This window comes from Pseudomonas pharyngis (genome assembly GCF_021602345.1).
Taxonomy (GTDB): Bacteria; Pseudomonadota; Gammaproteobacteria; order Pseudomonadales; family Pseudomonadaceae; genus Aquipseudomonas; species Aquipseudomonas pharyngis.
The window spans coordinates 193,021-215,911 of record NZ_BQID01000003.1 but is presented as its reverse complement, the minus strand read 5'-3'; the positions used below and the strand labels follow the sequence as shown (position 1 = coordinate 215,911).

The 22,891-nt window shown below is 61.5% G+C and carries 20 protein-coding genes and 1 riboswitch; of the genes, 13 read left to right on the top strand and 7 right to left on the bottom strand.

Going from position 1 to position 22,891, the window contains the following annotated elements; all coding sequences use genetic code 11:
* Positions 1 to 26 precede the first annotated feature (26 nt).
* On the bottom strand, positions 27 to 1,889 hold the full coding sequence (locus L6D74_RS07880) for a bifunctional O-antigen ligase/aminoglycoside phosphotransferase family protein (RefSeq protein WP_236188601.1): 1,863 nt from the start codon (positions 1,887 to 1,889) through the stop codon (positions 27 to 29).
* A 154-nt stretch (positions 1,890 to 2,043) separates the two neighbouring features.
* Here L6D74_RS07880 and msbA point away from each other — a divergent pair, with 154 nt between their 5' ends.
* The 5 genes from msbA to L6D74_RS07855 all read left to right on the top strand — a co-directional run bounded on the left by msbA (position 2,044) and on the right by L6D74_RS07855 (position 8,073).
* On the top strand, positions 2,044 to 3,846 hold the full coding sequence (gene msbA / locus L6D74_RS07875; protein WP_064593039.1) for a lipid A export permease/ATP-binding protein MsbA: 1,803 nt from the start codon (positions 2,044 to 2,046) through the stop codon (positions 3,844 to 3,846).
* Between the two features lie 200 nt (positions 3,847 to 4,046).
* Entirely contained in the window at positions 4,047 to 5,468 is a 1,422-nt protein-coding gene (gene hldE / locus L6D74_RS07870) for a bifunctional D-glycero-beta-D-manno-heptose-7-phosphate kinase/D-glycero-beta-D-manno-heptose 1-phosphate adenylyltransferase HldE (protein ID WP_064593041.1), read from the top strand.
* A gap of 129 nt (positions 5,469 to 5,597) precedes the next feature.
* A complete protein-coding gene (locus tag L6D74_RS07865) occupies positions 5,598 to 6,572 on the top strand; it encodes a glycosyltransferase family protein (protein WP_064593047.1) in 975 nt (324 codons plus the stop codon).
* A gap of 15 nt (positions 6,573 to 6,587) precedes the next feature.
* Positions 6,588 to 7,259 carry a hypothetical protein gene (locus tag L6D74_RS07860; RefSeq protein ID WP_236188600.1) on the top strand — a complete coding sequence of 224 codons (672 nt, stop codon included), beginning with the start codon at positions 6,588 to 6,590 and terminating at the stop codon, positions 7,257 to 7,259.
* A gap of 13 nt (positions 7,260 to 7,272) precedes the next feature.
* Positions 7,273 to 8,073, top strand: a complete 801-nt coding sequence (locus tag L6D74_RS07855; protein WP_085648056.1) for a hypothetical protein — start codon at positions 7,273 to 7,275, stop codon at positions 8,071 to 8,073.
* Between the two features lie 4 nt (positions 8,074 to 8,077).
* On the opposite strand, the gene L6D74_RS07850 is transcribed toward L6D74_RS07855, so the two are convergent.
* The 4 genes from L6D74_RS07850 to L6D74_RS07835 all read right to left on the bottom strand — a co-directional run bounded on the left by L6D74_RS07850 (position 8,078) and on the right by L6D74_RS07835 (position 11,591).
* Positions 8,078 to 9,043, bottom strand: a complete 966-nt coding sequence (locus L6D74_RS07850; protein WP_064593054.1) for a hypothetical protein — start codon at positions 9,041 to 9,043, stop codon at positions 8,078 to 8,080.
* A gap of 31 nt (positions 9,044 to 9,074) precedes the next feature.
* Positions 9,075 to 9,887 (bottom strand): aldo/keto reductase, encoded by an 813-nt coding sequence (locus L6D74_RS07845; RefSeq protein WP_085648057.1) that lies wholly within the window; start codon positions 9,885 to 9,887, stop codon positions 9,075 to 9,077.
* Positions 9,884 to 11,059, bottom strand: coding sequence for an NAD(P)/FAD-dependent oxidoreductase (locus tag L6D74_RS07840; protein ID WP_085611085.1), 1,176 nt, complete (start codon positions 11,057 to 11,059; stop codon positions 9,884 to 9,886). Before L6D74_RS07840 ends, L6D74_RS07845 begins: the two co-directional genes overlap by 4 nt.
* 199 nt (positions 11,060 to 11,258) lie before the next feature.
* Positions 11,259 to 11,591: a DMT family transporter gene (locus L6D74_RS07835; protein ID WP_007952237.1), complete on the bottom strand. Its 333-nt coding sequence runs from the start codon at positions 11,589 to 11,591 to the stop codon at positions 11,259 to 11,261.
* A 102-nt stretch (positions 11,592 to 11,693) separates the two neighbouring features.
* Between L6D74_RS07835 and L6D74_RS07830 the strand changes: the two genes are divergently transcribed.
* Together L6D74_RS07830 and waaA are read left to right on the top strand one after the other, a co-directional pair.
* Complete coding sequence (locus L6D74_RS07830; protein ID WP_236188599.1) at positions 11,694 to 12,596, top strand: LysR family transcriptional regulator; 903 nt, start codon at positions 11,694 to 11,696, stop codon at positions 12,594 to 12,596.
* Between the two features lie 11 nt (positions 12,597 to 12,607).
* Entirely contained in the window at positions 12,608 to 13,888 is a 1,281-nt protein-coding gene (waaA, locus tag L6D74_RS07825; RefSeq protein ID WP_236188598.1) for a lipid IV(A) 3-deoxy-D-manno-octulosonic acid transferase, read from the top strand.
* Between the two features lie 31 nt (positions 13,889 to 13,919).
* Here waaA and L6D74_RS07820 read toward each other — a convergent pair whose 3' ends face one another.
* Positions 13,920 to 15,353 carry a TolC family outer membrane protein gene (locus L6D74_RS07820; RefSeq protein WP_039766588.1) on the bottom strand — a complete coding sequence of 478 codons (1,434 nt, stop codon included), beginning with the start codon at positions 15,351 to 15,353 and terminating at the stop codon, positions 13,920 to 13,922.
* 196 nt (positions 15,354 to 15,549) lie between these two features.
* A riboswitch (TPP riboswitch) is annotated at positions 15,550 to 15,655 on the top strand.
* A gap of 146 nt (positions 15,656 to 15,801) precedes the next feature.
* Here L6D74_RS07820 and thiC point away from each other — a divergent pair.
* Both thiC and cytX read left to right on the top strand, forming a co-directional pair.
* The gene (gene thiC, locus L6D74_RS07815; RefSeq protein ID WP_011332157.1) at positions 15,802 to 17,691 is read left to right on the top strand and encodes a phosphomethylpyrimidine synthase ThiC; all 1,890 of its coding nucleotides are present in this window, start codon (positions 15,802 to 15,804) and stop codon (positions 17,689 to 17,691) included.
* Positions 17,692 to 17,862: 171 nt separating this feature from the next.
* A complete protein-coding gene (gene cytX, locus L6D74_RS07810) occupies positions 17,863 to 19,155 on the top strand; it encodes a putative hydroxymethylpyrimidine transporter CytX (RefSeq protein WP_236188597.1) in 1,293 nt (430 codons plus the stop codon).
* Here the strand turns inward: cytX and L6D74_RS07805 are convergent.
* A complete protein-coding gene (locus L6D74_RS07805; RefSeq protein ID WP_011332159.1) occupies positions 19,124 to 19,870 on the bottom strand; it encodes an RsiV family protein in 747 nt (248 codons plus the stop codon). The genes cytX and L6D74_RS07805 overlap by 32 nt on opposite strands.
* Before the next feature lie 220 nt (positions 19,871 to 20,090).
* On the opposite strand from L6D74_RS07805, the gene L6D74_RS07800 reads away from it, so the two are divergent.
* The 4 genes from L6D74_RS07800 to L6D74_RS07785 all read left to right on the top strand — a co-directional run bounded on the left by L6D74_RS07800 (position 20,091) and on the right by L6D74_RS07785 (position 22,849).
* Positions 20,091 to 20,708 (top strand): NUDIX domain-containing protein, encoded by a 618-nt coding sequence (locus L6D74_RS07800; protein WP_236188586.1) that lies wholly within the window; start codon positions 20,091 to 20,093, stop codon positions 20,706 to 20,708.
* Entirely contained in the window at positions 20,699 to 21,151 is a 453-nt protein-coding gene (locus L6D74_RS07795) for a DUF1249 domain-containing protein (RefSeq protein WP_039766596.1), read from the top strand. Before L6D74_RS07800 ends, L6D74_RS07795 begins: the two co-directional genes overlap by 10 nt.
* Positions 21,152 to 21,256: 105 nt before the next feature.
* The gene (gene cpdA / locus L6D74_RS07790) at positions 21,257 to 22,072 is read left to right on the top strand and encodes a 3',5'-cyclic-AMP phosphodiesterase (RefSeq protein WP_085648062.1); all 816 of its coding nucleotides are present in this window, start codon (positions 21,257 to 21,259) and stop codon (positions 22,070 to 22,072) included.
* 168 nt (positions 22,073 to 22,240) lie between these two features.
* Positions 22,241 to 22,849 (top strand): YqiA/YcfP family alpha/beta fold hydrolase, encoded by a 609-nt coding sequence (locus L6D74_RS07785; protein WP_064382909.1) that lies wholly within the window; start codon positions 22,241 to 22,243, stop codon positions 22,847 to 22,849.
* Positions 22,850 to 22,891 lie beyond the last annotated feature (42 nt).

The window sequence follows — 22,891 nt, the reverse complement described above, 5'->3', positions numbered from 1 at the left end:
CGTAATGAACGGACTGGTCTGAATCATCAATGAACCCGAGCCGGCGCGTTGCCGGCCAGCACTTGCTTGTGCAGATTCTCTACGGCGGATTTCGACGCTGTTACGGCGTACCCCTGGAGCAGCGCCTCGAGGTGATCCTCGAACAGCCAGCGCTTGTCGACGGTGTAGCGTTGCATGTGGCGCAGATTACGCTGACGCAGTGACAGGCTGAGGGGCGAAGGGTAGATCCGCAGGTCGGCCAGATCGATCAGCCCGAACTCGCCATCCTCCAGCACCAGCACATTGCCCAGGTGCAGCGAGCGGAAATACACGCCTTGCTCATGCAGGCCGGCCATGAATTTGCCGAAACGTTCCACCAGCGCCTGTCGCACGGCTGGCGCGGTGATTCCCTGCAAGACCTGGCGCAGGGTGTGGCCCGGCAGCGGCGTGTAATGCACGGCGCTGCTGCCGTCGTCGAGGCGATACAGGTTCAGCACCTGGGGCGTGGGAATGCCCATTCGGCGCAATTGCTCGCTGTTGACGGCAAACCGCTCGGAATACGGATTGAAACTGCCCGAGGTGTACCAGCGGCGGCGGCGAAACAGCTTGAGAAAGCTGCCATCGGCCAGGCGCAGGACCTTCGGCCCGAGTCCGTCTTCCTCGATGACCTGGGCGCCGTTGCCGAGCTGTTGCAGAGCGGATGCCGAAAGCTTCTGTACCGGCATTGTCAAAAGACGTCGGGCCCGTTGATTGATGCTCAGGGCTGCAATCAGCGCCAAAGGAATCCACAGCAGGAACCAGTGCTCCTTGGGGCGCGAAATGATCCCGCCACCCTCGGTCAGCCCGGCACCGATGCCGAACACCAGCCAGGTCGAGGCGATGATCAGCAGCGGCTGCACGCGCTGGCGCCAACTGCTCAGCAAGCCCCAGGCCTGAAAGAACAGCCACGGCAGCATGCCGAGTATGCCGACGTAATAAAGCACGCCCAGCGCAAAGCTGTGGGGTTCCTGGAAGTTGTAACCGACACCCGGGTCAATCGCCAGTGTGGCGTTGTAGCCGTGGCCGATCCATGGGTGTTCGGCGATTTTTTCCAGGGCTTGCTGCCAGATTTCGAAACGGTAGGAGTCACCGCGTTCGATGATCATCTTCGAGAACAGCACCGACATGGTTGCGCCGCCGACCGCCAATGTCCCCAGCAGCACCAGCGAGCGACGGTTCCAGCAAATCAGGCTCAGCCACAATGCCGCCATGGTCAGCGCCACCAGCGGGGTGCGCGAGCCGGTTCCGATCACGGCCATGAACATGATCAGCATCGCGGGAATGCTGAGCCAGTACAGCCGGCGATTCTTGCAGGTCATGCTCAGACTGAGCCAATAGGCGCAGAAAAATCCGAACAGATGGGAGCTGAGCAAAGGGTTGTCGAACGCGCCACCACCGATCAGGCGCTCGCCGGGTTCAGAGTGGAGCACGAATGGAATCAGGAAACTGATCGTTGCGACCAGGGCCACCAGCGCGGCGCCGAACAGCAATGGCGAAAGAATGTCGCTGCGGTAACGAACCAGCAGGAAACACCCGGCGAACAGCATCAGGGTATGCAGCGGAGGTTTGAACATGCCGCCTATCGGCTCGCCCTGCGGCCCCCAGCAAAGGCTCAGCAGTGCCCAGGCGGCAAACAGCAGCAACGCAATGAACACCGGCTCACGCAGCATTTCCTTGAGTTCCCGCGGGCGCAGGCACAGTGCAATCAGCGTCGGAATGCTGAACAAGCCGTAAAACAGCTTGTGATGAACACTGCGACCCGGCAGGAAAAACAGCGCGCACAAGAGCAGGAAGTAGCCGACGGGAAGTATCCACAGGCTGATGAAGTCGAAAATTCGATTGGACGTACTGCTGAAGCCGCGAAGTTGCATGCTGAGAGATTCAATCCTGAAGTTGATCGGCCATTTCGATGATGGCTATTTGACGCAGAAAAAGACGCCTAACAATAACAGCCTTTGGCCGATTGCCAGAACCCTGAAGAAGCTGTGCTAAAGTCAGCGTCCTTTTTATCGACTTTCGCGTGATATGACCGACTCCAGTCCCGCCGCAAGCCCTTCGAGCTTGAAAATCTACTTCCGCCTGCTCGGCTACGTCCGGCCGTACATCAGTCTGTTCCTGATCAGCATCGTCGGTTTTCTGATTTTCGCCTCGACCCAGCCGATGCTCGGCTACATCCTCAAGTACTTTGTCGACGGTCTGTCCAATCCCGAGGCGGTGCTGTTTCCCACCGTGCCTTACCTGCGGGATCTGCAACTGTTGCAGGCCGTACCGCTGCTGATCATCCTGATCGCCGCGTGGCAGGGGCTGGGATCCTATCTGGGCAACTATTTCCTGGCCAAGGTTTCGCTGGGCCTGGTGCACGATCTGCGGGTGCAGTTGTTCAACAACTTGCTGGTGCTGCCGAACCGGTATTTCGACAAGCATAACTCCGGTCATCTGATTTCGCGTATCACCTTCAACGTGACGATGGTCACGGGGGCGGCAACAGATGCGATCAAGGTCGTAATCCGTGAAGGCATGACGGTGATCTTCCTGTTCGCCTCCCTGCTGTTCATGAACTGGAAGCTGACGCTGGTGATGGTTGCGATTCTGCCGCTGATTGCCGTCATGGTGCGTACCGCGAGCAAGAAATTCCGCAAGCAGAGCAAGAAAATCCAGCTGGCCATGGGCGACGTGACGCACGTGGCGTCGGAAACCATCCAGGGCTATCGCGTGGTACGCAGCTTTGGCGGCGAAGCCTACGAGGAAAAGCGCTTCCTCGATGCCAGCCAGGGCAATACCGACAAGCAGTTGCGCATGACCCGCACCGGGGCCATCTATACGCCGCTGCTGCAACTGGTGATCTACAGCGCCATGGCGATCCTGATGTTCCTCGTGCTGTACCTTCGCGGCGACGCATCGGCCGGTGATATGGTCGCCTACATCACGCTCGCGGGCCTGCTGCCCAAACCGATCCGTCAGTTGTCCGAAGTCAGTTCGACCATCCAGAAAGGTGTGGCCGGGGCCGAAAGCATTTTCGAGCAACTGGACGTCGAGCCGGAAGTCGATACCGGCACGGTCGAGCGCGACTCGGTCAGCGGTCGCCTCGATGTACGCAACCTGAGCTTCACCTACCCGGGCACCGAGCGGCAGGTGCTCGATGACATCAGTTTCTCGGTCGAGCCGGGGCAAATGGTGGCGCTGGTGGGGCGTTCGGGCAGCGGCAAGTCGACCCTGGCCAACCTGATTCCGCGCTTCTATCACCACGACAAGGGCGAAATCCTGATCGACGGCGTGGAAGTCGAACAGTACAAGCTGCTGAACCTGCGCCGCCATATTGCCCAGGTCACCCAGCATGTCACGCTGTTCAGCGACACCGTAGCCAACAACATCGCCTATGGCGATCTGGCCGGGGCGCCGCGCGAAGACATCGAGAAAGCCGCGCGTGATGCCTACGCGATGGACTTCATTTCTCAGCTGCCTGAAGGCCTGGATACTCAGGTCGGCGAAAACGGCGTGCTGCTTTCCGGCGGCCAGCGCCAGCGTCTGGCGATTGCCCGTGCCTTGCTCAAGAACGCGCCGTTGCTGATTCTCGACGAGGCCACCTCGGCCCTCGACACCGAGTCCGAGCGACACATTCAGGCGGCGCTGGATCAAGTGATGAAGGGCCGCACCACGCTGGTGATCGCTCATCGCCTGTCGACCATCGAGAAGGCCGACCTGATTCTGGTCATGGACCAGGGCCGGATCGTCGAGCGCGGCACCCACGACAACCTGCTGGCACAGAACGGCTACTACGCGCGTCTCAACGCCATGGGTCTCGACGCTCCGGCCGAAGACATCGCCTGATCCGGCCTCGATAACGCCGGGCGCGCAATATGCGTCCGGCATTTTTTCTCGCTGCACCGGTCTGTCGTCGGTTGAGAGCCTCCTTGCTTAAAAAATGCACAAAAAGGCCAGTGGTTTAATCCTGTTGCAGCCGCCGCACAAGCCTTCGCCAACCCTGTGTTAATATCGCGCCCCTGTTCATTTTGTATGTGGGTTGCTCCATGAAGTTGTCCATGCCGCGATTCGATCAAGCCCCTGTCTTGGTGGTCGGCGATGTCATGCTCGACCGTTACTGGCATGGTGGTACCTCACGGATTTCCCCTGAGGCGCCGGTTCCTGTCGTTAAAGTCGAGCAAATCGAAGACCGCCCGGGCGGTGCCGCCAACGTTGCCTTGAACATTGCCGCGCTGGGTGCGCCGGCGTCGCTGGTCGGTGTGACCGGTGACGACGAAGCCGCCGACAGCCTGAGCAACAGCCTCAAGGGTGCGGGCGTGCGAGCCTTGTTCCAACGCATCGCGCACCAGCCGACCATCGTCAAGCTGCGGGTCATGAGCCGGCACCAGCAATTGCTGCGTATCGACTTCGAAGAACCGTTCGCCACCGACGCACTGGCCCTTGGCGCGCAGGTCGACGACCTGCTGGAAGGCATCAAGGTGCTGGTGCTGTCCGACTACGGCAAAGGTGCCCTGAAAAACCATCAGGCGCTGATCCAGGCTGCGCGTGCCAAAGGCATTCCGGTGCTGGCCGACCCGAAGGGCAAGGATTTCTCGATCTACCGTGGCGCGAGCCTGATCACCCCGAACCTCAGCGAATTCGAAGCCATCGTCGGCGGTTGCGCCGATGAGCACGAGCTGGTGGCCAAGGGCGCGACGCTGATGCATGACCTGGATCTCGGCGCGCTGCTGGTCACCCGTGGCGAACACGGCATGACCCTGTTGCGTCCGGATCATCCGGCGCTGCATTTGCCTGCGCGGGCCCGTGAAGTGTTCGACGTGACCGGTGCCGGCGACACGGTGATTTCCACCCTGGCGGCCGCGATTGCCGCTGGCGAAGAACTGCCGCACGCGGTAGCGCTGGCCAACCTGGCGGCGGGCATCGTGGTCGGCAAGTTGGGTACGGCGGCGATCAGCGCCCCGGAACTGCGTCGCGCCATTCAGCGTGAAGAAGGTTCCGAGCGCGGTGTGTTGGGCCTGGAGCAGTTGCTGCTCGCGGTGGCCGATGCCCGTGCACACAACGAAAAAATCGTTTTCACCAATGGCTGCTTCGACATCCTGCATGCCGGTCATGTGACCTACCTGGAGCAGGCGCGGGCTCAAGGCGATCGTTTGATTGTCGCGGTCAACGACGATGCTTCGGTCAGCCGCCTCAAGGGGCCTGGCCGTCCGATCAACAGCGTCGACCGGCGCATGGCTGTGCTGGCGGGGCTTGGGGCGGTGGACTGGGTCATCAGTTTCCCTGAAGGCACGCCAGAAAACCTGCTGCGCGAGGTCAAGCCGGACGTGCTGGTCAAGGGCGGGGATTATGGGATTGACCAGGTGGTCGGCGCCGACATCGTGACGGCTTATGGCGGCACCGTGAAAGTGCTGGGACTGGTGGAAAACAGTTCGACGACCGCGATTGTCGAAAAAATCCGCAGTCGTTGATAGATGGATCCTTATCGTTTTGTACTGCGTGTGAACGGATTTTGCCTTGGGGATCTAACCGTTTCCGTTGATGTTGGCAGGTTTGAATCCGCTGCGCTTGCCTGCTTACGTCGTGTGGTCATTTAACCTATGAAAGTCATGCTCCTGGTGATGAACGAACAGCGGGTCATTCTCGACCGGCTCTACGACATCGTGCAGCAGAACTGTGATGAATGCGTCATCTATCGACTCAGCAAACAGCAACAGATGAACCTGGGGCCTTTTTTGGCCTCGGTTGATTACCAGACCTTTGATCGTGTCGTGATCTTCTCCAGGGTCAAGCGCCTGGTCCCGCAGTTGCGGGTGCTCAAGTGCATCCCCGGACTGGTCTTTCTCGAACACGACGCCTACCAGAACTACATGCCCGCCAGTAAATATCGTGGCGTTTATTCGCGTCTCTACAGGCGCCTGCCGAGTTGCCGGGCGCTGGTATCCGGGGCGGTGGTCGCACGCAAGATGCTTGCTGAAGGCATCGACACGGTGTTCGTCTCCAAGGGTTATGACGAGCAGATGCTGCGCAACACCGGGTCCGAGCGCGACATTCCCATCGGTTTTCTCGGCAGCCTGAAGAGCACCGAGTACGCCCAGCGCAAGGCTCTGCTCGAATCGCTGGCGCAGCGTACCGGTATGCTGGTGACCCGCACCCGCTCCGGCTCCGAATACCTGGAAACGCTCAATCGCATCAAGATTTTCGTCAGCGCCGATATCGGCATGAACGAGTTCATGATCAAGAATTACGAAGCCATGGCCTGCGGTTGTGTGCTGCTGGCCTGGAGTCAGGGCGAAGAAGACAAGTTGCTCGGTTTCGAAGACATGCACAACACCGTGTTCTATCGCAGCGAAGACGAGGCGGTGGAAAAGATCAAACTGTTGCAGGGCGATCCGGAGCTGTCGCAGCGTATCGCCAGCAATGGTCAGGCCTTTGCAGAAAGTCGCTATTCCTTCGCCCGTGTCGGCCAGGCCCTCGCCACTGAAATACAGCGCGAGATGCGCCCATGGCAGCCGCCGTCAGCATTCACGCGGTTCTGGGTGAAACTGCGTTTCGGCATGAAGGTGCCGGTCTGAATGAAGGATGAACACATGGCGCTGGATGCGCTCCCCGGCGGTAACCAGTCGGTGCTGGGCGCGTTGCCCGAGCCATTGCGCGAATGCCTGAGCCGCGCGCACCGGGTCGTCCTGATCGCGAATAACCCGGCCATCACGGCGGCGGATTTTCAGGCACTGAATATCAGCGCCAATGACGTCGTCGTCAGTTTCAACACCTGCATCAAGGCGCCGCTGCTCAACGAGCAAAGCTTGAACGTCTTCGTGCATGGCTATAACGCGCCGGACGCCTATTTTTTTGGTCTGCCTTACGGCCCGGACGTGCAACGGTTGTTCGAGCATGCGGGCGAGCGGTGTTTCACCATGCTGGTCGGCTGCGCCGCACCGATGTGTCCGTTGCCACGGGTGGCCATGTATTGGGATCGCATCCCGCTGCCGCCCCTGTGGAACTATCCGGTCGACCGTCCGGGCGGCAAGCGCTACGTTGGGCCTTCGACCGGTTTCAATACGCTGGTGGTATTAGACTGGTTGCGCGGTCACGCCGGTTATTCCTATCAGCTCATGACCCTGGGGTTTTCCAACGAATCGGGGAAACTGTGGGGTGGGCATGCCTGGGATTACGAGCGCGACTGGCTGCAGCAGTCGGACGTCATTGTGGTGCCTTTGCAACCCCGTCGCTGGTGGCAAAAGCTCTTTCGCCAAAAATAAAAGGTGCTGTTGAGTGTTGAAAATTGCCGTCGCTTTTTTCGGGATCCCGAGAAATTCGCAGATTTGCTTCCCTTCCATTGAACAGAACGTTCTGGCGCAGTTTCCGGCGGGCAGCGACGTACAGTGCTTCTATCATTTGTACAAAATCGATGAAGTACAGAACTTGCGCTCAGGCGAAAAAGGCGAGTTGGCGGCTGACAACTATCAGCCGTTCGAATCGATGATCGGGGCCCTGACTTCGACTGACGGGGTGCTGGAGCGTTGGGATTTCGAGCAGGTCAAAGCGCAGGGCGATACCTGGGCCGATGACTATGCGTCGCTGCGCAACCTGATCTATCAGCTCAATTCACTGCACACCGTGACCAGCATGATCGAAACCTTCAATCCCGATTTCGTCGTGTTCGTGCGCCCGGACATTTTCTTCCACAACCCGCTGCCCGCCTATGTCTTCAATCATCCAGAGGCTCGGAGGCACTCTGCCTACATTCCGGACTGGCAGTGGTGGGGCGGGTTGAACGACCGCTTTGCCATTTGCGGGCGCGATACCTATGTCGCCTATGGCAAGCGGATCGAGCGCATTTTCCAATTCTGCAAAGCGACGGGAAGAAAGCTGCACTCCGAGCGCTTGCTCAAGTACGCGCTACAGCAGACCGGTGCCAAAGTCTGCACGCTACCGACCCAAGCCTCTCGGGTGCGAATCACCGGCGCTTTTGCCGAAGAGTCGTTTTCGCCCAAGCGCGGCATGGGCAAGCGTGAAAACCGTTATTTCCATTTCTTCGCGACCTTGCGCACCTGGATCGATCGTCGGCGCTAATCGGCTATTTGCTCGCGCGTTTCTTGCCAATACCAACCAGACGCAGCGCCTTCAGACTCAATTGCTTGAGTCCCGCGCGAGGGGGCTTCGCCGGTTGCAGGCCCTGTTGCACGACCCAATCTTTCCAGCGAATCCGCTCTTCACGCACGACCCAGCCCGTCTGGGTCGCAAAGCTTTCGGCCAGATATAGCCCGCGGGTGCTGGCCGGCAGGAGCTTGTCGCGCTTGAGGGTATACAGCTCGGCCAAGGGCGCGCCGTCCTTGAGCGGCATCAGGTAGAGATCGGGGCGCTTGCGGTCGAGCCGAGCCACCAGTTGATCTCCCTCCAGACGCTCGTCGACGTGGAACAGGCTCAGGGATTTTGCCTCCTTGGGCACGTCCAGCCGCAAGTCGTAGATCAATTGCAGGGACGCGGTCGGCAAGTGCACGTAGGCCCGTGGCCGTTCGAGCAATTGCAGATTGGCGCAGCGCACCGGCCGCGCCGAGCCGGACAACGGCGTCAGGCGAAAGGGCAGGGCCTCGCGATAATGCAGCGCCGATGCGTACGGCGCCGGCAGCCAGGTGTCGTTGAAACGCCCGCCGAGCCAGCCTTCCGGGGTTTCCAGCAGGCACTCCTCGGCGATTTCCTGAATCGCCGTGTGCAGTGGGATATTCAGCTCATGGGCTGGCACGTAGCCGGAAATCAGTTTGAGCACCACGTCGCCGCGATCCTGCCGGCGCTGGCGTACCAGCACCCAATAATCGCGATTCTGCCAGTGCAGGGTCAGGCGCACCGAGACGCCGAGGTTGGCCAGTTCCAGCGCAAAACGCTCGGCATCGGCCACGCTCACCGGTTTGCGCCGCTGCAGGGTCTGGGCGAAATTCAGCGGCATGCCCACGCTCTGGTAGGTCAGGCCTTCCGGGGTGGCTTCGACGAACAGCGGCAGCGTCTTGAAGTTGCTCGGGTTCTTTCTGATGAGCGTACGCGGCATGTCGGCTCCTGCTTAAGGCCGCGAGGCGGCGTCATTGTCCACGTAGGACCTGGGCAACGGTCGCAACGTTGTGGGCGAGGTGCAGCGGATTGATGGTCCCGACGATGGCACTGGCCACACCGGGCTGGGCGAACAGCAACTCGAAGCTGGCACGCACCGGGTCCACGCCGGAACTCAGGCACACATGACCGCTGGCCAGGGCCTTCTTCACCAGAATGGCTTTACCGTGGGCAGCAGCATAGTCAATGACCGCCTTCTCGTTTTGTTCGTTCAGATTGTAGGTGACCATCGCGCAGTCGCCTTGCTCCAGTGCTTTCAAACCACCATCGACCGTCTTGCCGGAGAAACCGAAGCCGCGGATCTTGCCCTCGGCCTTCAGTGCGGCGAGGGTTGCGTAGACTTCGCTGTCGTTGAGAATCGCCAGATCGTTGCCGTCGGAGTGCACCAGCACCAGGTCGATAAAATCGGTTTCAAGACGTTGCAGGCTGCGCTCCACCGACATCCGGGTGTGAGCGGCGCTGAAATCGTGGGTCGATTGGCCGTCGACAAATTCTTCGCCGACCTTGCTGACGATCACCCAGTCCTGACGCTCGCCGCGCAGCAGCGGGCCGAGGCGTTCTTCGCTGCGGCCATAGGCTGGCGCAGTATCGATCAGGTTGATACCCAGCTGGCGCGCCTGCTTGAGCAACATACGCGCGGCGTCGTCGTCGGGGATCTGGAAGCCGTTGGGATATTTCACGCCCTGGTCGCGGCCAAGTTTGACGGTGCCCAGGCCCAGCGGCGAGACCAGCAGCCCGGTGCTGCCCAGCGGGCGATGCAAATCGTGCAGGGTCGGCAGGCTCATGGCAGCAGTTGCTCCCAGGCGGGAACGCCCATCGGTGGTTTTGGCAGCTCGGGCAGGGGAGCAGCGTGGCTTGGCTGGATGCCGTCGCGTTCCAGGGACGCGATCACCCGGTCAGCGAAGTCCGGGGCCAGGGCCAGTTTGGTTGGCCAGCCGACCAGCAGGCGACCTTCTTCGGCGAGGAACGCGTTGTCCGGACGGGTCAGGCCGGTTTGCAACGGTTCGGCACGATCGACGCGCAGGGTCGCCCATTGCACGGTGCTCAGGTCGATCCAGGGCAGCAGCTGTGCGATTTCCTTTTGTGCAGTGGCGATCTGCTCGGCGGGCTCACGGGCCACGCCTTCGGATTCGGCAATGTCGCCGCCCAGATACCAGACCCACTGACCGTCGGCGGCCGGGTGGGTGGTCACGGTAATACGCGGCTTGGTGCCGCCACCGAGGCAGTGCGCGTACAGCGGCTTCAGGCCAGGGCCCTTGGCGATGATCATGTGCAGCGGCCGGCGTTGCATCGCCGGATGAGTCAGGCCCAAGGCAGTCAGCAGGTCGGCAGTACCGGCGCCGGCGCTGAGGACGATGCGCTGGGCACGAATCTCACGGCCATCGACTTTCAGACCGACCAGCACACCGCTTTCCAGTAACGGCTCGATGCCGTGGCCGGCGAGCAGACCGTCGCCCGACAAATCCGCCAGACGCTGAATCAGGCTCGGCACGTCGATCACCAGTTCGGCGAGGCGGTAGACCTTGCCCTTGAAACGCTTGTCCTGCAGGGCCGGCGGCAGTTGATCGCCCTTGACCTGATCGACCCGGCCACGCACCGCTTTGCTGGCGAAGAAACTGGTCAGATTGCCGGCCAGTGTGCCCGGCGACCAAAGGTAATGGGCTTCGGACAACAGGCGCACGCCGGTCAGGTCCAGTTCGCCGTTGCCGGCCAGGGCTTCACGCCAGCGGCGCGGCATATCGGCGATGGCTTCCGAGGCGCCGGTCAGCGCACCGTGCAGCGCGTACTTGGCGCCGCCGTGGATGATGCCCTGGGACTTCACACTCTGCCCGCCGCCGAGGCTGGCACTTTCCACCAGCACGGTCGAGAAACCCTGGCGACGCAGGCGCGCGTTCAGCCAGAGACCGGCGACACCCGCGCCGACAATCAGCACGTCGGTGGAAATTGGAGATGGCATGCAACGACCTCAGTGTTCAAGACGAGGGCGCAGTATACAGACTCGGGGAAAAGGGGATTTGTCGATGATCAACGGAGGAATGCGAAACCAAATGTGGGAGCGAGCCTGCTCGCGATAGCGGTGGTTCAGGCGACTTGGTAGTTGAGTCGACTATAGCCTTCGCGAGCAGGCTCGCTCCCACAGGAGTAGAGGTTGATGCTCAGTGGCCGGCGGTTTTCGAGAACAGTTGAATCACCACCACACCGAGCACGATCAGCGCCATTCCGAGCATCGCCGGGATATCCAGCTTCTGCCCGTAGATGAACAGCGCCGCAACACTGACCATCACGATGCCCATGCCGGCCCATACCGCGTAGGCCACGCCCACCGGCACGCTGCGCACCACCAGAGTCAGCATCCAGAACGCGATGGCGTAGCCGACGATGACCAGCACCAGCGGCAAAGGCGTGCTGAAGCCTTTGACGGCTTTCATCGAAACGGTCGCGATCACCTCGGCGCAGATGGCGATGGCCAGATAGACGTAAGCGTTCATGTTCAAGTCCTCGTGTGTAGCGTTGCTTTCTGAGGCGGCATTCTAGTGACTCCCCAGATGGGGTAAAGTCATTACCTATCTGTTTACAAGATGGGTTGGCCGATGAGCATGCAGTGGAATCTGGAGCAGTTGCGGGTGTTCGTCGCGGTGGCCGAACAGCGCTCGTTTTCCGCCGTGGCGCGTCAGCAGCGCAAGGCGCAGTCGGCGATCAGCAGCGCGATTGCCATGCTCGAGGACGACCTCGGTGTCAGCCTGTTCGAGCGTAGCAGTGGTCGCCAGCCGATTCTTACCGAAGCAGGGGAGGCGTTGCTGGAGGAGGCGCGTGAAGTGTTGCGCCAGTGCGAGCGCCTGAACGGCCGGGCCGTGGCCATGATGCGCGGGCAGGAAGCGCAGTTGCGGGTGGCCCAGGATGAGGCGATGCCCTATCAGGCGCTGGTGGAAAGCTTCGCCGCCCTGGCCGAGCAGTTTCCCAGTCTGGAAGTCCAACTGACCAGCGCCGCCCAAGGTGAGGTTTCACGCAAACTGGTGGAGCGCCGGGCCGATCTCGGGCTGCTGTTCTATCACGATGAAATCCCTGAAGCGCTGGAGCGCCGGGTGCTGGGCAGTGTGGAAATGGTCACGGTCTGCGGCGTCAACCATCCCTTGGCAGCGCAGGCTTACGTCACCTGCCAGCAACTGGCGCAGCATCGGCAGTTGTTGATGTCGACCCAGACCAGCATTTATCCCGGCAACGAACCGGCCAGTCCGCAGGTATGGCGCGCTGACAGTTTCTACGTGATGGCCGAATGGCTGGTGCGTGACCTCGGCTGGGCCTGGCTGCCGCGCCACGTGGTGCAGTACTCGGCGTATCAGGGCCTGATGGTGGAACTGGACAGCGAATGGACGCCGCCGGCGCTGGTGGTGGAACTGGTCTGGCGCCGTGATGAACCGCTTGGACCGGCGGCGCGCTGGCTGGCGGAGCGATTTGCCATACACCTGCGGGCGATCGGCGGCAAAAGCCGATAAACTCCGCCGCCATGAATAGAACTCTCTACACCGCGCTGTTTTACCTGGGGCTGCCATTGGTGGCGATTCGGCTGTGGCTGCGTTCGCGCAAGGCGCCGGCGTATGCCAAGCGGATTGGCGAACGTTTCTCCTATGGCCTGCCGACCTTGCAGCCCGGAGGTATTTGGGTTCACGCCGTGTCGGTGGGCGAAAGCATCGCCGCCGCGCCGATGATTCGCGCGCTGCTGCAACGTTATCCACAGCTGCCGATCACCGTGACCTGCATGACGCCGACCGGTTCGGAACGCATTCACGCAATGTTCGCCAACGAGCCACGCATCCAGCACTGCTATTTGCCGTATGACTTGCCCTGCGCGGCGGCGCGTTTTCTGGATCGCGTGCAGCCGAAACTGGCAGTGATCATGGAAACCGAACTCTGGCCCAACCACATTCACCAATGCGCCAAACGCGGGATTCCGGTGGCATTGGCCAACGGACGCCTGTCCGAGCGTTCGGCCAAAGGCTATGGCCGGTTCAGCAAGCTGACCGCGCCGATGCTCGCCGAAATGAGTCTGTTCGCCGTGCAGACCGAAGCCGAAGCCCAGCGCTTCCGCGATCTCGGTGCGCGCCCGGAGACAGTCGAAGTCACCGGCTCGATCAAGTTCGACCTGACCATCGACCCGCAACTGCTGCAACGCGCCGCTGAACTGCGCGGCCAATGGCAGGCGCTGGAGCGCCCGGTGTGGATCGCCGCCAGCACCCATGAAGGCGAAGACGAGGTGGTGCTGAACGCCCATCGGCGCCTGCTGGCCAACCATCCCGATGCGCTGCTGATTCTGGTGCCGCGCCATCCGGAGCGTTTCAACTCGGTGTTCGAGTTGTGCCAGCGTGAAGGTTTTGCCACGGTGCGTCGTTCCACTGGCGCGAGCGTCGATGCGCAGACTTCGGTGCTGCTCGGCGACACCATGGGTGAGCTGCTGTTTCTATACGCATTAGCCGACAGCGCGTTCGTCGGCGGCAGTCTGGTAGCCAACGGCGGGCACAACCTGCTGGAGCCGGCAGCGCTGGCGAAACCGGTGATCAGCGGCCCGCATCTGTTCAATTTCCTCGACATCGCCGCGCAACTGCGCAGCGCCGGGGCCTTGGCCGAGGTGGATGACGCCGAAGGTCTGGCGACAGAGGTGCAGCGTCTGTTCGAACTGCCGCGCGACGCACAGCGCATGGCCGACGCCGGGCTGAGCGTGATGCGCCGCAATCAGGGCGCGTTGCAGCGTTTGCTCGATGGACTGGGAAGGTTGATCGACCGCCCATAAAAAACGCAGCCTCAGGGCTGCGTTTTTTTGTTCAAGGCCGGGCCTTTAGCTGGGCTTCGGCAGCCTTGGCCAGATCCGGCGGCAGGAAATCCTTGTCCGGGTTGTAGTCGGCTTTCAGATAACGCGTCAGATCCTGCAAGTCACCCGGGTTCAACGTCCCCGCTGCCTGCTTCAAGCGCAGGTTGTCGAGGATGTAGTCGTAGCGGGTGTTGTTGTAGTTGCGCACCGAGGTGTAGAGCTGACGCTGGGCGTCGAGCACATCGACGATGTTGCGCGTCCCCACCTGGTAACCGATTTCCGTGGCTTCCACCGCGCTCTGGTTGGAGATGATCGACTGGCGGCGCGCCTGCACCTGCTCGACGTCGGTGTTCACCGCGCGGTGCAGGTTGCGGGTGTTCTCCACCACTTGCCGGCGCAGGCCTTCACGCTGCTGCTCGGTCTGGTCCAGCCGTGAGTACGACTCGCGCACTTGCGAGCTGGTCAATCCGCCGCTGTAGATCGGGATGTTCAGTTGCAGGCCCACGGTGCTCTGCTCGACGTTGCCACTGTACGGCGTACCGAACGCGTTCGGGTTGGAGAAGCCGAGGGCGTCGTTGTCGCCTTTCTCGTATTTGGCCACCGCGTCGAGGGTCGGCAGGTGGCCGGCCTTGCGCTGTTTCAGGGTCTGTTCGGCGGAGCTGACCGCGTAGTTGCTGGCCAGCAGATTGAGGTTCTGTTTCGCGGCGGTATCGACCCAGGCCTTGGCGTCGTTCGGCGCCGGCGGCAGGATCGGCAACGTGTGGACGATGCCCTGGATCGAGTTGTACTGGCGGTTGGTCAGGGTGATCAGCGCTTGGAACGCATCATCGACCTGACGCTGGGCGACGATCCGGTTGGCCCGTGCGGTGTCGTAACTGGCTTGCGATTGCAGCACGTCGGTCTTGTCCGACAGGCCCACGTCGAAGCGCTCGTTGGACTGGTCGAGCTGGCGCTTGAACGCGGCTTCCTCGGCCTTGGTCGAGGCCAGGTTGTCCTGGCTGCGCAGCACGTTGAAGTAGCTTTCGGCGGTTTGCAGGATCAGGTTCTGCTCGGTGGCCGAAAGTTGCAGCGCGGCCTGCTCGTTGACGTCCTTGGCGGCCTGGTACTGGAACCAGCGATCGGCGCGGAACAGCGGTTGCGCCAGCGTCGCCTGATAGGAGTGCGCGCTGCGATTGGCAATGGCCGAGGGCTGGTCGATCGAAGTGCGCACGTTGGCGACTTCAGCGCCGCCGGACAGGTTCGGCAGCAGCCCGGCGCGGGCCTGGGGCACCACTTCTTTCTGCGCACCGTACTGAGCGCGGGCGGCGGCCAGGTCGGCGTTGTTGTCGACCGCTTCCTGGTAGACGCTGACCAGATCGGTCCTGGTCGATAAAGGCGCTTCTGCTGCCCAGGCCGTTGCGGTGGACGCACAAGACACGGCGACAGCCAGTGAGAGTTTGCGCAGCATGAGGCGATCCCTAGCATGAATATTATGGAAATAATCCGGGCGCCAAAGGTAAGGCGCGGCCCATGCAGCGTCAAGGCGCGGCATGGCGTAGCGAGTGTAGTAGCGCCGACGGCAGGCAACAATCTGCCAATTGCGCCATTCATCATGGTGTTTGCCACGGTGTTGGCGTTCTTTGCCGGTTGTGTCTAGACTGGCCGGGTTCTTGTCGGGGTGCCTTGCTATGAGGCTGAGATCGAATAATTTCGGATCCCGTTGAACCTGATCAGGTTAGCGCCTGCGTAGGGAACAAGATTTCTCGTCACCCGGCGAGTCCTCTTGTGCTTCGTCCGGGATATTGTTCGACAATCGAACGCTCGACGACGATGCACAGCACCAGTCCTGGTGCGTCCGTGCCTTTCAGGTTCTGCTCCGACAATCCACTGCCTGGATGCTGTCTGGAGAGCCCGTGATGACTACAAAATCTAAAAACGCGATCAACCTGAGTGACTCGGCCAAGGTCGACGAGCAGTCGGTTCAACCGTTCACCCGTTCGCAAAAAGTCTACGTTCAGGGCTCCCGCCCGGACATCCGCGTGCCGATGCGCGAAATCACCCTCGATGTGACCCCGACCGACTTCGGCGGCGAAATCAATGCGCCGGTCACCGTCTACGACACCTCCGGCCCGTACACCGATCCGAATGTGGTGATCGACGTGCGCAAAGGTCTGGGCGACGTGCGTTCGGCGTGGATCGACGACCGTGGCGACACCGAGCGTCTGCCAGGCCTGAGTTCGAATTTCGGTCAGGAACGCCTGGCCGATCCAGAGCTGACCAAGCTGCGTTTCGCCCACGTCAACAACCCGCGCCGCGCCAAGGCCGGGGCCAACGTCAGCCAGATGCACTACGCGCGCAAAGGCATCATCACTGCCGAGATGGAATACGTCGCCATCCGCGAAAACATGAAGCTGCAAGAGGCCCGCGCCGCCGGTCTGTTGAAGCAGCAGCACGCCGGCCACAGCTTCGGCGCGAGCATTCCGAAAGAAATCACCCCTGAGTTCGTGCGCGAAGAAATCGCCCGTGGTCGCGCAATCATTCCGGCCAACATCAACCACGTCGAACTCGAGCCGATGATCATTGGCCGCAACTTCCTGGTGAAGATCAACGGCAACATCGGCAACAGCGCGCTGGGTTCGTCCATCGAAGAAGAAGTGGCGAAACTGACCTGGGGCATTCGCTGGGGCTCGGACACCGTGATGGACTTGTCCACCGGCAAACACATTCACGAAACCCGCGAGTGGATCATCCGCAACTCGCCGGTTCCGATCGGCACCGTGCCGATTTATCAGGCACTGGAAAAAGTGAATGGCGTCGCCGAAGACCTGACCTGGGAGCTGTTCCGCGACACACTGATCGAGCAGGCGGAGCAGGGCGTCGACTACTTCACCATCCACGCCGGCGTGTTGCTGCGCTACGTGCCGCTGACCGCCAAACGCGTGACCGGCATCGTGTCCCGTGGCGGTTCGATCATGGCCAAGTGGTGCCTGGCGCACCACAAAGAGAACTTCCTCTACACCCACTTCGACGAAATCTGCGAAATCATGAAGGCCTACGACGTCAGCTTCTCGCTGGGCGACGGTCTGCGTCCGGGCTCGATTGCCGACGCCAACGACGAAGCGCAGTTCGGCGAACTGGAGACCCTCGGCGAGCTGACCAAGATCGCCTGGAAGCACGACGTGCAATGCATGATCGAAGGCCCCGGCCACGTGCCGATGCAGTTGATCAAAGAGAACATGGACAAGCAGCTGGAGTGCTGCGACGAGGCGCCGTTCTACACCCTCGGCCCGCTGACCACCGACATCGCACCGGGTTACGACCACATCACCTCGGGTATCGGTGCGGCGATGATCGGCTGGTTCGGTTGCGCGATGCTCTGCTACGTGACGCCGAAGGAACACTTGGGTCTGCCGAACAAGGATGACGTGAAGACCGGGATCATCACCTACAAGATCGCGGCCCATGCGGCGGATTTGGCCAAAGGGCACCCGGGCGCGCAGATCCGCGACAACGCCTTGAGCAAGGCGCGTTTCGAATTCCGCTGGGAAGACCAGTTCAACCTCGGTCTGGACCCGGACACCGCCCGTTCGTATCACGATGAAACCCTGCCGAAGGACTCGGCGAAGGTCGCGCATTTCTGCTCGATGTGCGGGCCGAAATTCTGCTCTATGAAGATCACTCAGGAAGTCCGCGAATACGCGGCCAACCAGCGGATCGACGCGGTCGACGTGGACGTCGCCCAGGGCCTGGCGGAACAGGCCGAGCGGTTCAAGAAGGAAGGCAGTCAGCTGTACAAAAAAGTTTGATCCCGCACTGATCGTTCCCACGCTATGCGTGGGAATGCCTCTAGGGACGCTCCGCGTCCAGTGACGCGGAGCGTCACGGGCTGCATTCCCACGCGGACGGTTCGACGCCTCGACGTGGGAACGATCACAACGGGTCAGCACAACAACAAATGTCCCTCTGAGATAACACCCTTGAGCATTCAACCCGGTACTTATTCCCCCGACCTCGCCGTGCCCGCCAACCAGCGTGTGTTCGGCGGTCGCGATCTGTTTTCCCTGTGGTTTTCCCTCGGCATCGGCCTGATGGTGTTGCAGACCGGCGCGTTGCTGGCGCCGGGGCTGGGCCTGTCGGGATCGCTGCTGGCGATTTTCCTCGGCACCCTGGTCGGCGTCCTGTTGCTGGCCGCCGTCGGCGTGATAGGCAGTGACACCGGCCTGTCGTCGATGGCCGCGCTGAAACTCAGCCTCGGCAGCAAAGGCGCGAACCTGCCGGCGCTGCTTAATCTGCTGCAACTGATCGGTTGGGGTTCGTTCGAAATCATCGTCATGCGCGATGCGGCCAGCCTGCTCGGCACCCGTGCGTTCAGCGAAGGTTCGCTGTGGGCCAGTCCGATGCTGTGGACGCTGTGCTTCGGCGCATTGGCGACATTGCTCGCGGTCAGCGGGCCGTTGACATTCGTGCGCAAGATTCTGCGCAAGTGGGGCATCTGGCTGATTCTGGCCGCGTGCATCTGGCTGACCTGGAACCTGCTCGCCAAGGCCGACCTCGCCGCCTTGTGGGCACAGGCCGGGGATGGCTCGATGCCGCTCGCCGTGGGTTTCGACATCGCCATCGCGATGCCGCTGTCGTGGCTGCCGCTGATTGCCGACTACTCGCGTTTCGGCAAACGGGCGAAGAGTGTGTTCGGTGGCACCGCCATCGGTTTCTTCATCGGCAATTTCTGGCTGATGAGTCTTGGCGTCGCCTACACCCTGGCCTTTGCGCCAAGCGGTGAAGTCAACGCGCTGCTGCTGGCACTGGCCGGCGCCGGTCTGGGCATTCCGCTGCTGCTGATTCTGCTGGACGAGTCGGAAAACGCTTTCGCCGACATTCACTCGGCAGCGGTTTCCAGCGGGATTCTGTTGCGTCTGAAAGTCGAGCATCTGGCGCTGGCCATCGGCGTGATCTGCACCCTGATCGCCTTGCTCGCGCCGTTGGCGCAGTACCAGAACTTCCTGTTGCTGATCGGCTCGGTGTTCGCGCCGCTGTTCGGCGTGGTGCTGGTGGATCACTTCATCCTGCGCAAGCGCAGTGCTCAGGTGGCGTCGGCCGCGTTGCGCTGGCCGGCACTATTGGCCTGGCTGGGTGGCATCAGCACCTATCACTTGCTGGCCAATCTGTATCCGGATGTCGGCGCGACCCTGCCGGCGCTGGTGCTGGCAGGGCTGCTGCAACTCGTGCTCGGCCGGGCTTTCAGTTACGGCCGGGAAACAGCTCGGGCTTGAGAATGCCGTTCAGGCGCGGGTAAGGGATCTTCAGTTCGACGTGGCCCAGCGCATAAGGCGCGATGGTGGTCACGTCGTACTTGAGGATCACGCCGCCGTAGGTCAGCGCCACGTTCGGGGTTTTGACGAACGGCCAACTCTTCACGAATTCCGGTTCCTGATCGAGCTTGGTGCTGATCAGCCAGCTGTTGTGCGCCACTTGCGCCGCTTTCCAGAACGCCTCTTCCTGACCCGGCAGCAGCATGTCCGCCAGGGTCAGCACCTTGTGCTGCTGACGCGAATAGTTGATGAAACCGCGTCCCGGCGTACCGTGTGCACCGCCAGTGTCCAGGTAGCTCGAGGTTTCGATGATCACCAGACCGTCATGCTGCTCGCGTACTTTCGCCTGCAGATAGCTGCTGTTGCGCGGGCCGGCGTTGGCCAGGAACTGCTCGCGATACGCTGCCAGCGTTGGTGCTACCGGGGCGTTCGGCGCGGTGCGGGTCATTTGCAGCAAGCGTTTTTCGATGATGCCGTCCAGCGCCGGTTCTGCCGGGAAGCGCAACGTATCGATGTTCACCAGCGGACAGTCCTGGTTGGAACAGCCGGGTTTCAGCGTTTCCGAGGCGTCGCGGGTGGTTTCCAGCGGCGTGCGATAGTTGGGCTGGAACAGGCTGGCGCAGGCGCCCAGGGTCAGGGCGATGGCGGCCACGGAGGCAATTTTGAAAAGCGACATGGGCGTCCTTTCTGAAGCAGGGGAAGGCAAAAAGTTACCGCTTCGACTCTCAACGAAGCGGTCAGTTCGCCACTAAGCTAATTAGAGTGGGTTTCGCCTCCACCGTCCATCCCGCTGACAGTAAAGGGGCTGCATCAAACGTCACGGGCGCGTTAGGATGGCGCGAAGTCGAGGTCGCAAGAAGGCGCCTCGTGTTGGATTTGCAGTAAAGAGGATGCTCATGACCGATTTTGCCAAAGCCATTCCGAGCGCCGTCGATATCGTGCGACGCGAGCAGTGCTACAAGGGCTTCTACAAGCTCGACCGTCTGCACTTGCGCCACGAACTGTTCGCCGGTGGCATGAGCCGCGAAATCAATCGTGAAGTGTTCGTGCGCCACGATGCCGTGTGCATGCTGCCCTACGATCCGCAGCGCGATGAAGTGGTACTGATCGAGCAGTTTCGCGTCGGGGCTCTGGGCAAGGCGGAGAACCCGTGGCTGGTGGAACTGGTCGCCGGTCTGATCGACAAGGACGAACAGCCGGAAGAAGTTGCTCACCGCGAGGCACAGGAGGAAGCTGGGCTGGACATCAGGGCCCTGTGGCCGATGACCAAATACTTTCCGTCGCCGGGCGGCAGCAACGAATTCGTGCATCTGTATCTGGGGCGTTGCAGCACCGAAGGCGCGGGCGGCCTGCATGGGCTGGAGGAAGAAGCTGAAGATATTCGCGTCACGGTCTGGGCCTTTGAAGATGCCTTGCAGGCCGTACGTGACGGACGGATTGCCAATGCGGCGAGCATCATCGCCTTGCAGTGGCTGGCGCTCAATCGCGCCGAAGTGAGGGGGCTATGGTCGTAAACAAGTTGCGCGATCGCTACCGCGTCGACCTCGCAGGGCTGCAAGCCGCCTGCGAGGCGAACTACGCGCGCCTGATGCGACTGTTGCCAGACATGCGCAGCGACCCCGAAGCGCGGCGCATCGCGGTGACCCAGGGTGACCAGATGCTCGGCGTGCTGACGCTGGAAGTGTTGCAGGCCTGTCCGTACACCACGACCCTGCAGGTGCGCCAGGAACACAGCCTGCCGTGGCTGCCGGTGCCGCAACTGGAAGTGCAGGTCTATCACGACGCACGCATGGCCGAGGTGATCAGCGCCGAGCATGCGCGACGTTTTCGCGGCGTCTATCCTTACCCGAATGCGGCCATGCACCAGCCGGACGAAAAAGCCCAACTCAATCTGTTCCTGGGCGAATGGCTGAGTCATTGCCTGGCGTGCGGACACGAATACGCGGCGGTCCGATAACCAGCGCAAGTTGTGAACTGCGTCCGGTTCGCCGGTTTCTCTTTGTGGTGTCCCCCCGCATAATTGCCGCTCCTATCCAGTCCCGTGATCCCCGGGGAGAACGCCTTGCCGAGCGTATCGACTTTGACCACCGCCGACACGGCGTTGCTGGTACAACTCTCTGACAGCCATCTGTTCGCCGAGGCGGACGGAACGCTGCTGGGCATGAACACCCGCGAGAGTCTGCAAAAAGTCATTGAGCTGGTGCTCGAACAGCAACCGCGGATCGACCTGATCGTTGCCAGCGGCGACCTGTCCCAGGACGGTACGCTGGAGTCCTACCAGCAATTCCGGCAGATGACGGCGCAGATCGACGCACCGGCCCGCTGGATCCCCGGCAATCACGACGAACCGCAGATCATGGCTCAAGCGACTGTGAAGAGCGCGTTGCTGGAGTCCGTGGTGGATGTCGGCAACTGGCGCGTGACCCTGCTCGATTCAGCGGTGCCCGGATCGGTGCCGGGGTATTTGCAGGATGATCAACTGCAATTGCTCGCCCGCTCTCTGAGTGAAGCGCCAGATCGCCATCATCTGGTGTGCTTCCACCACCATCCGGTGTCGATCGGCTGCCCCTGGATGGAGCCGATCGGCTTGCGCAATCCGGAAGCCTTTTTTGAGGTGCTCGATCGGTTCCCGCAGGCCCGCGCCGTGCTGTGGGGGCATGTGCATCAGGAAATCGACCGTGAGCGCAACGGCGTACGGCTGATTGCCTCGCCGTCGACCTGCATCCAGTTCGAGCCGGGCAGTGAAGACTTCAAGGTCGGCGAGCAGGCACCGGGGTATCGCTGGTTGCGCTTGTTGCCGGATGGACGTCTGGAGACTGGCGTCGAGCGCGTCACCGACTTCGAGTTCACCGTCGATTACGGCTCTGAAGGCTACTGAAAACCGAGCCGCGTCCTTCGCGAGCAAGCTCGCTCCCACCATGGATTTGCCAACGGCACAGATCCCTTGTGGCAGCGAGCCTGCTCGCGAAGGCGTCCTTACAGACACCCACGACCCCCTGACTCCCTGTAAACTCCGCTTTCTTAAGCCGACGCCCAGGGAGCTCAAATGTCCGGTTCGATTCTCTATATCCATGGTTTCAACAGCGCGCCGGCCTCGAAGAAGGCCTGTCAGCTGGTCGAGGTGATGGAACGGCTGGGTCTGAGCGATCAACTGCGTGTGCCGGCGCTGCATCACCACCCGCGCGAAGCCATCGGTCAGCTGGAACAGGCAATCGCCGAACTCGGCCGGCCATTGCTGGTGGGAAGCTCGCTCGGCGGCTACTATGCGACTCACCTGGCCGAGCGCCATGGCCTGAAAGCCCTGCTGGTCAACCCGGCCGTCAGCCCGCACCGGATGTTCGACGGATACCTGGGCACCCAGAAAAACCTGTACACCGACGAAACCTGGGAGCTGACCCACGACCACGTGACGGCCCTGGCCGAGCTGGAAGTGCCGGCGCCGCAGGATCCGCAGCGATATCAGGTATGGTTGCAGACCGGGGATGAAACGCTGGATTATCGCCTTGCCCAGCAGTATTACCGGGCCTGTGCCTTGCGCATTCAGGCCGGCGGCGACCACAGTTTCCAGGGATTTGTTACACAATTGCCGGCATTGCTCAGCTTTGCCGGGATTGGCGCCGATACCTATCAGGCAATCGATTTCACCGCACTGTGAAGTCTTGCCCCATTTTCATTGAATCACTGACGACGAGACCCT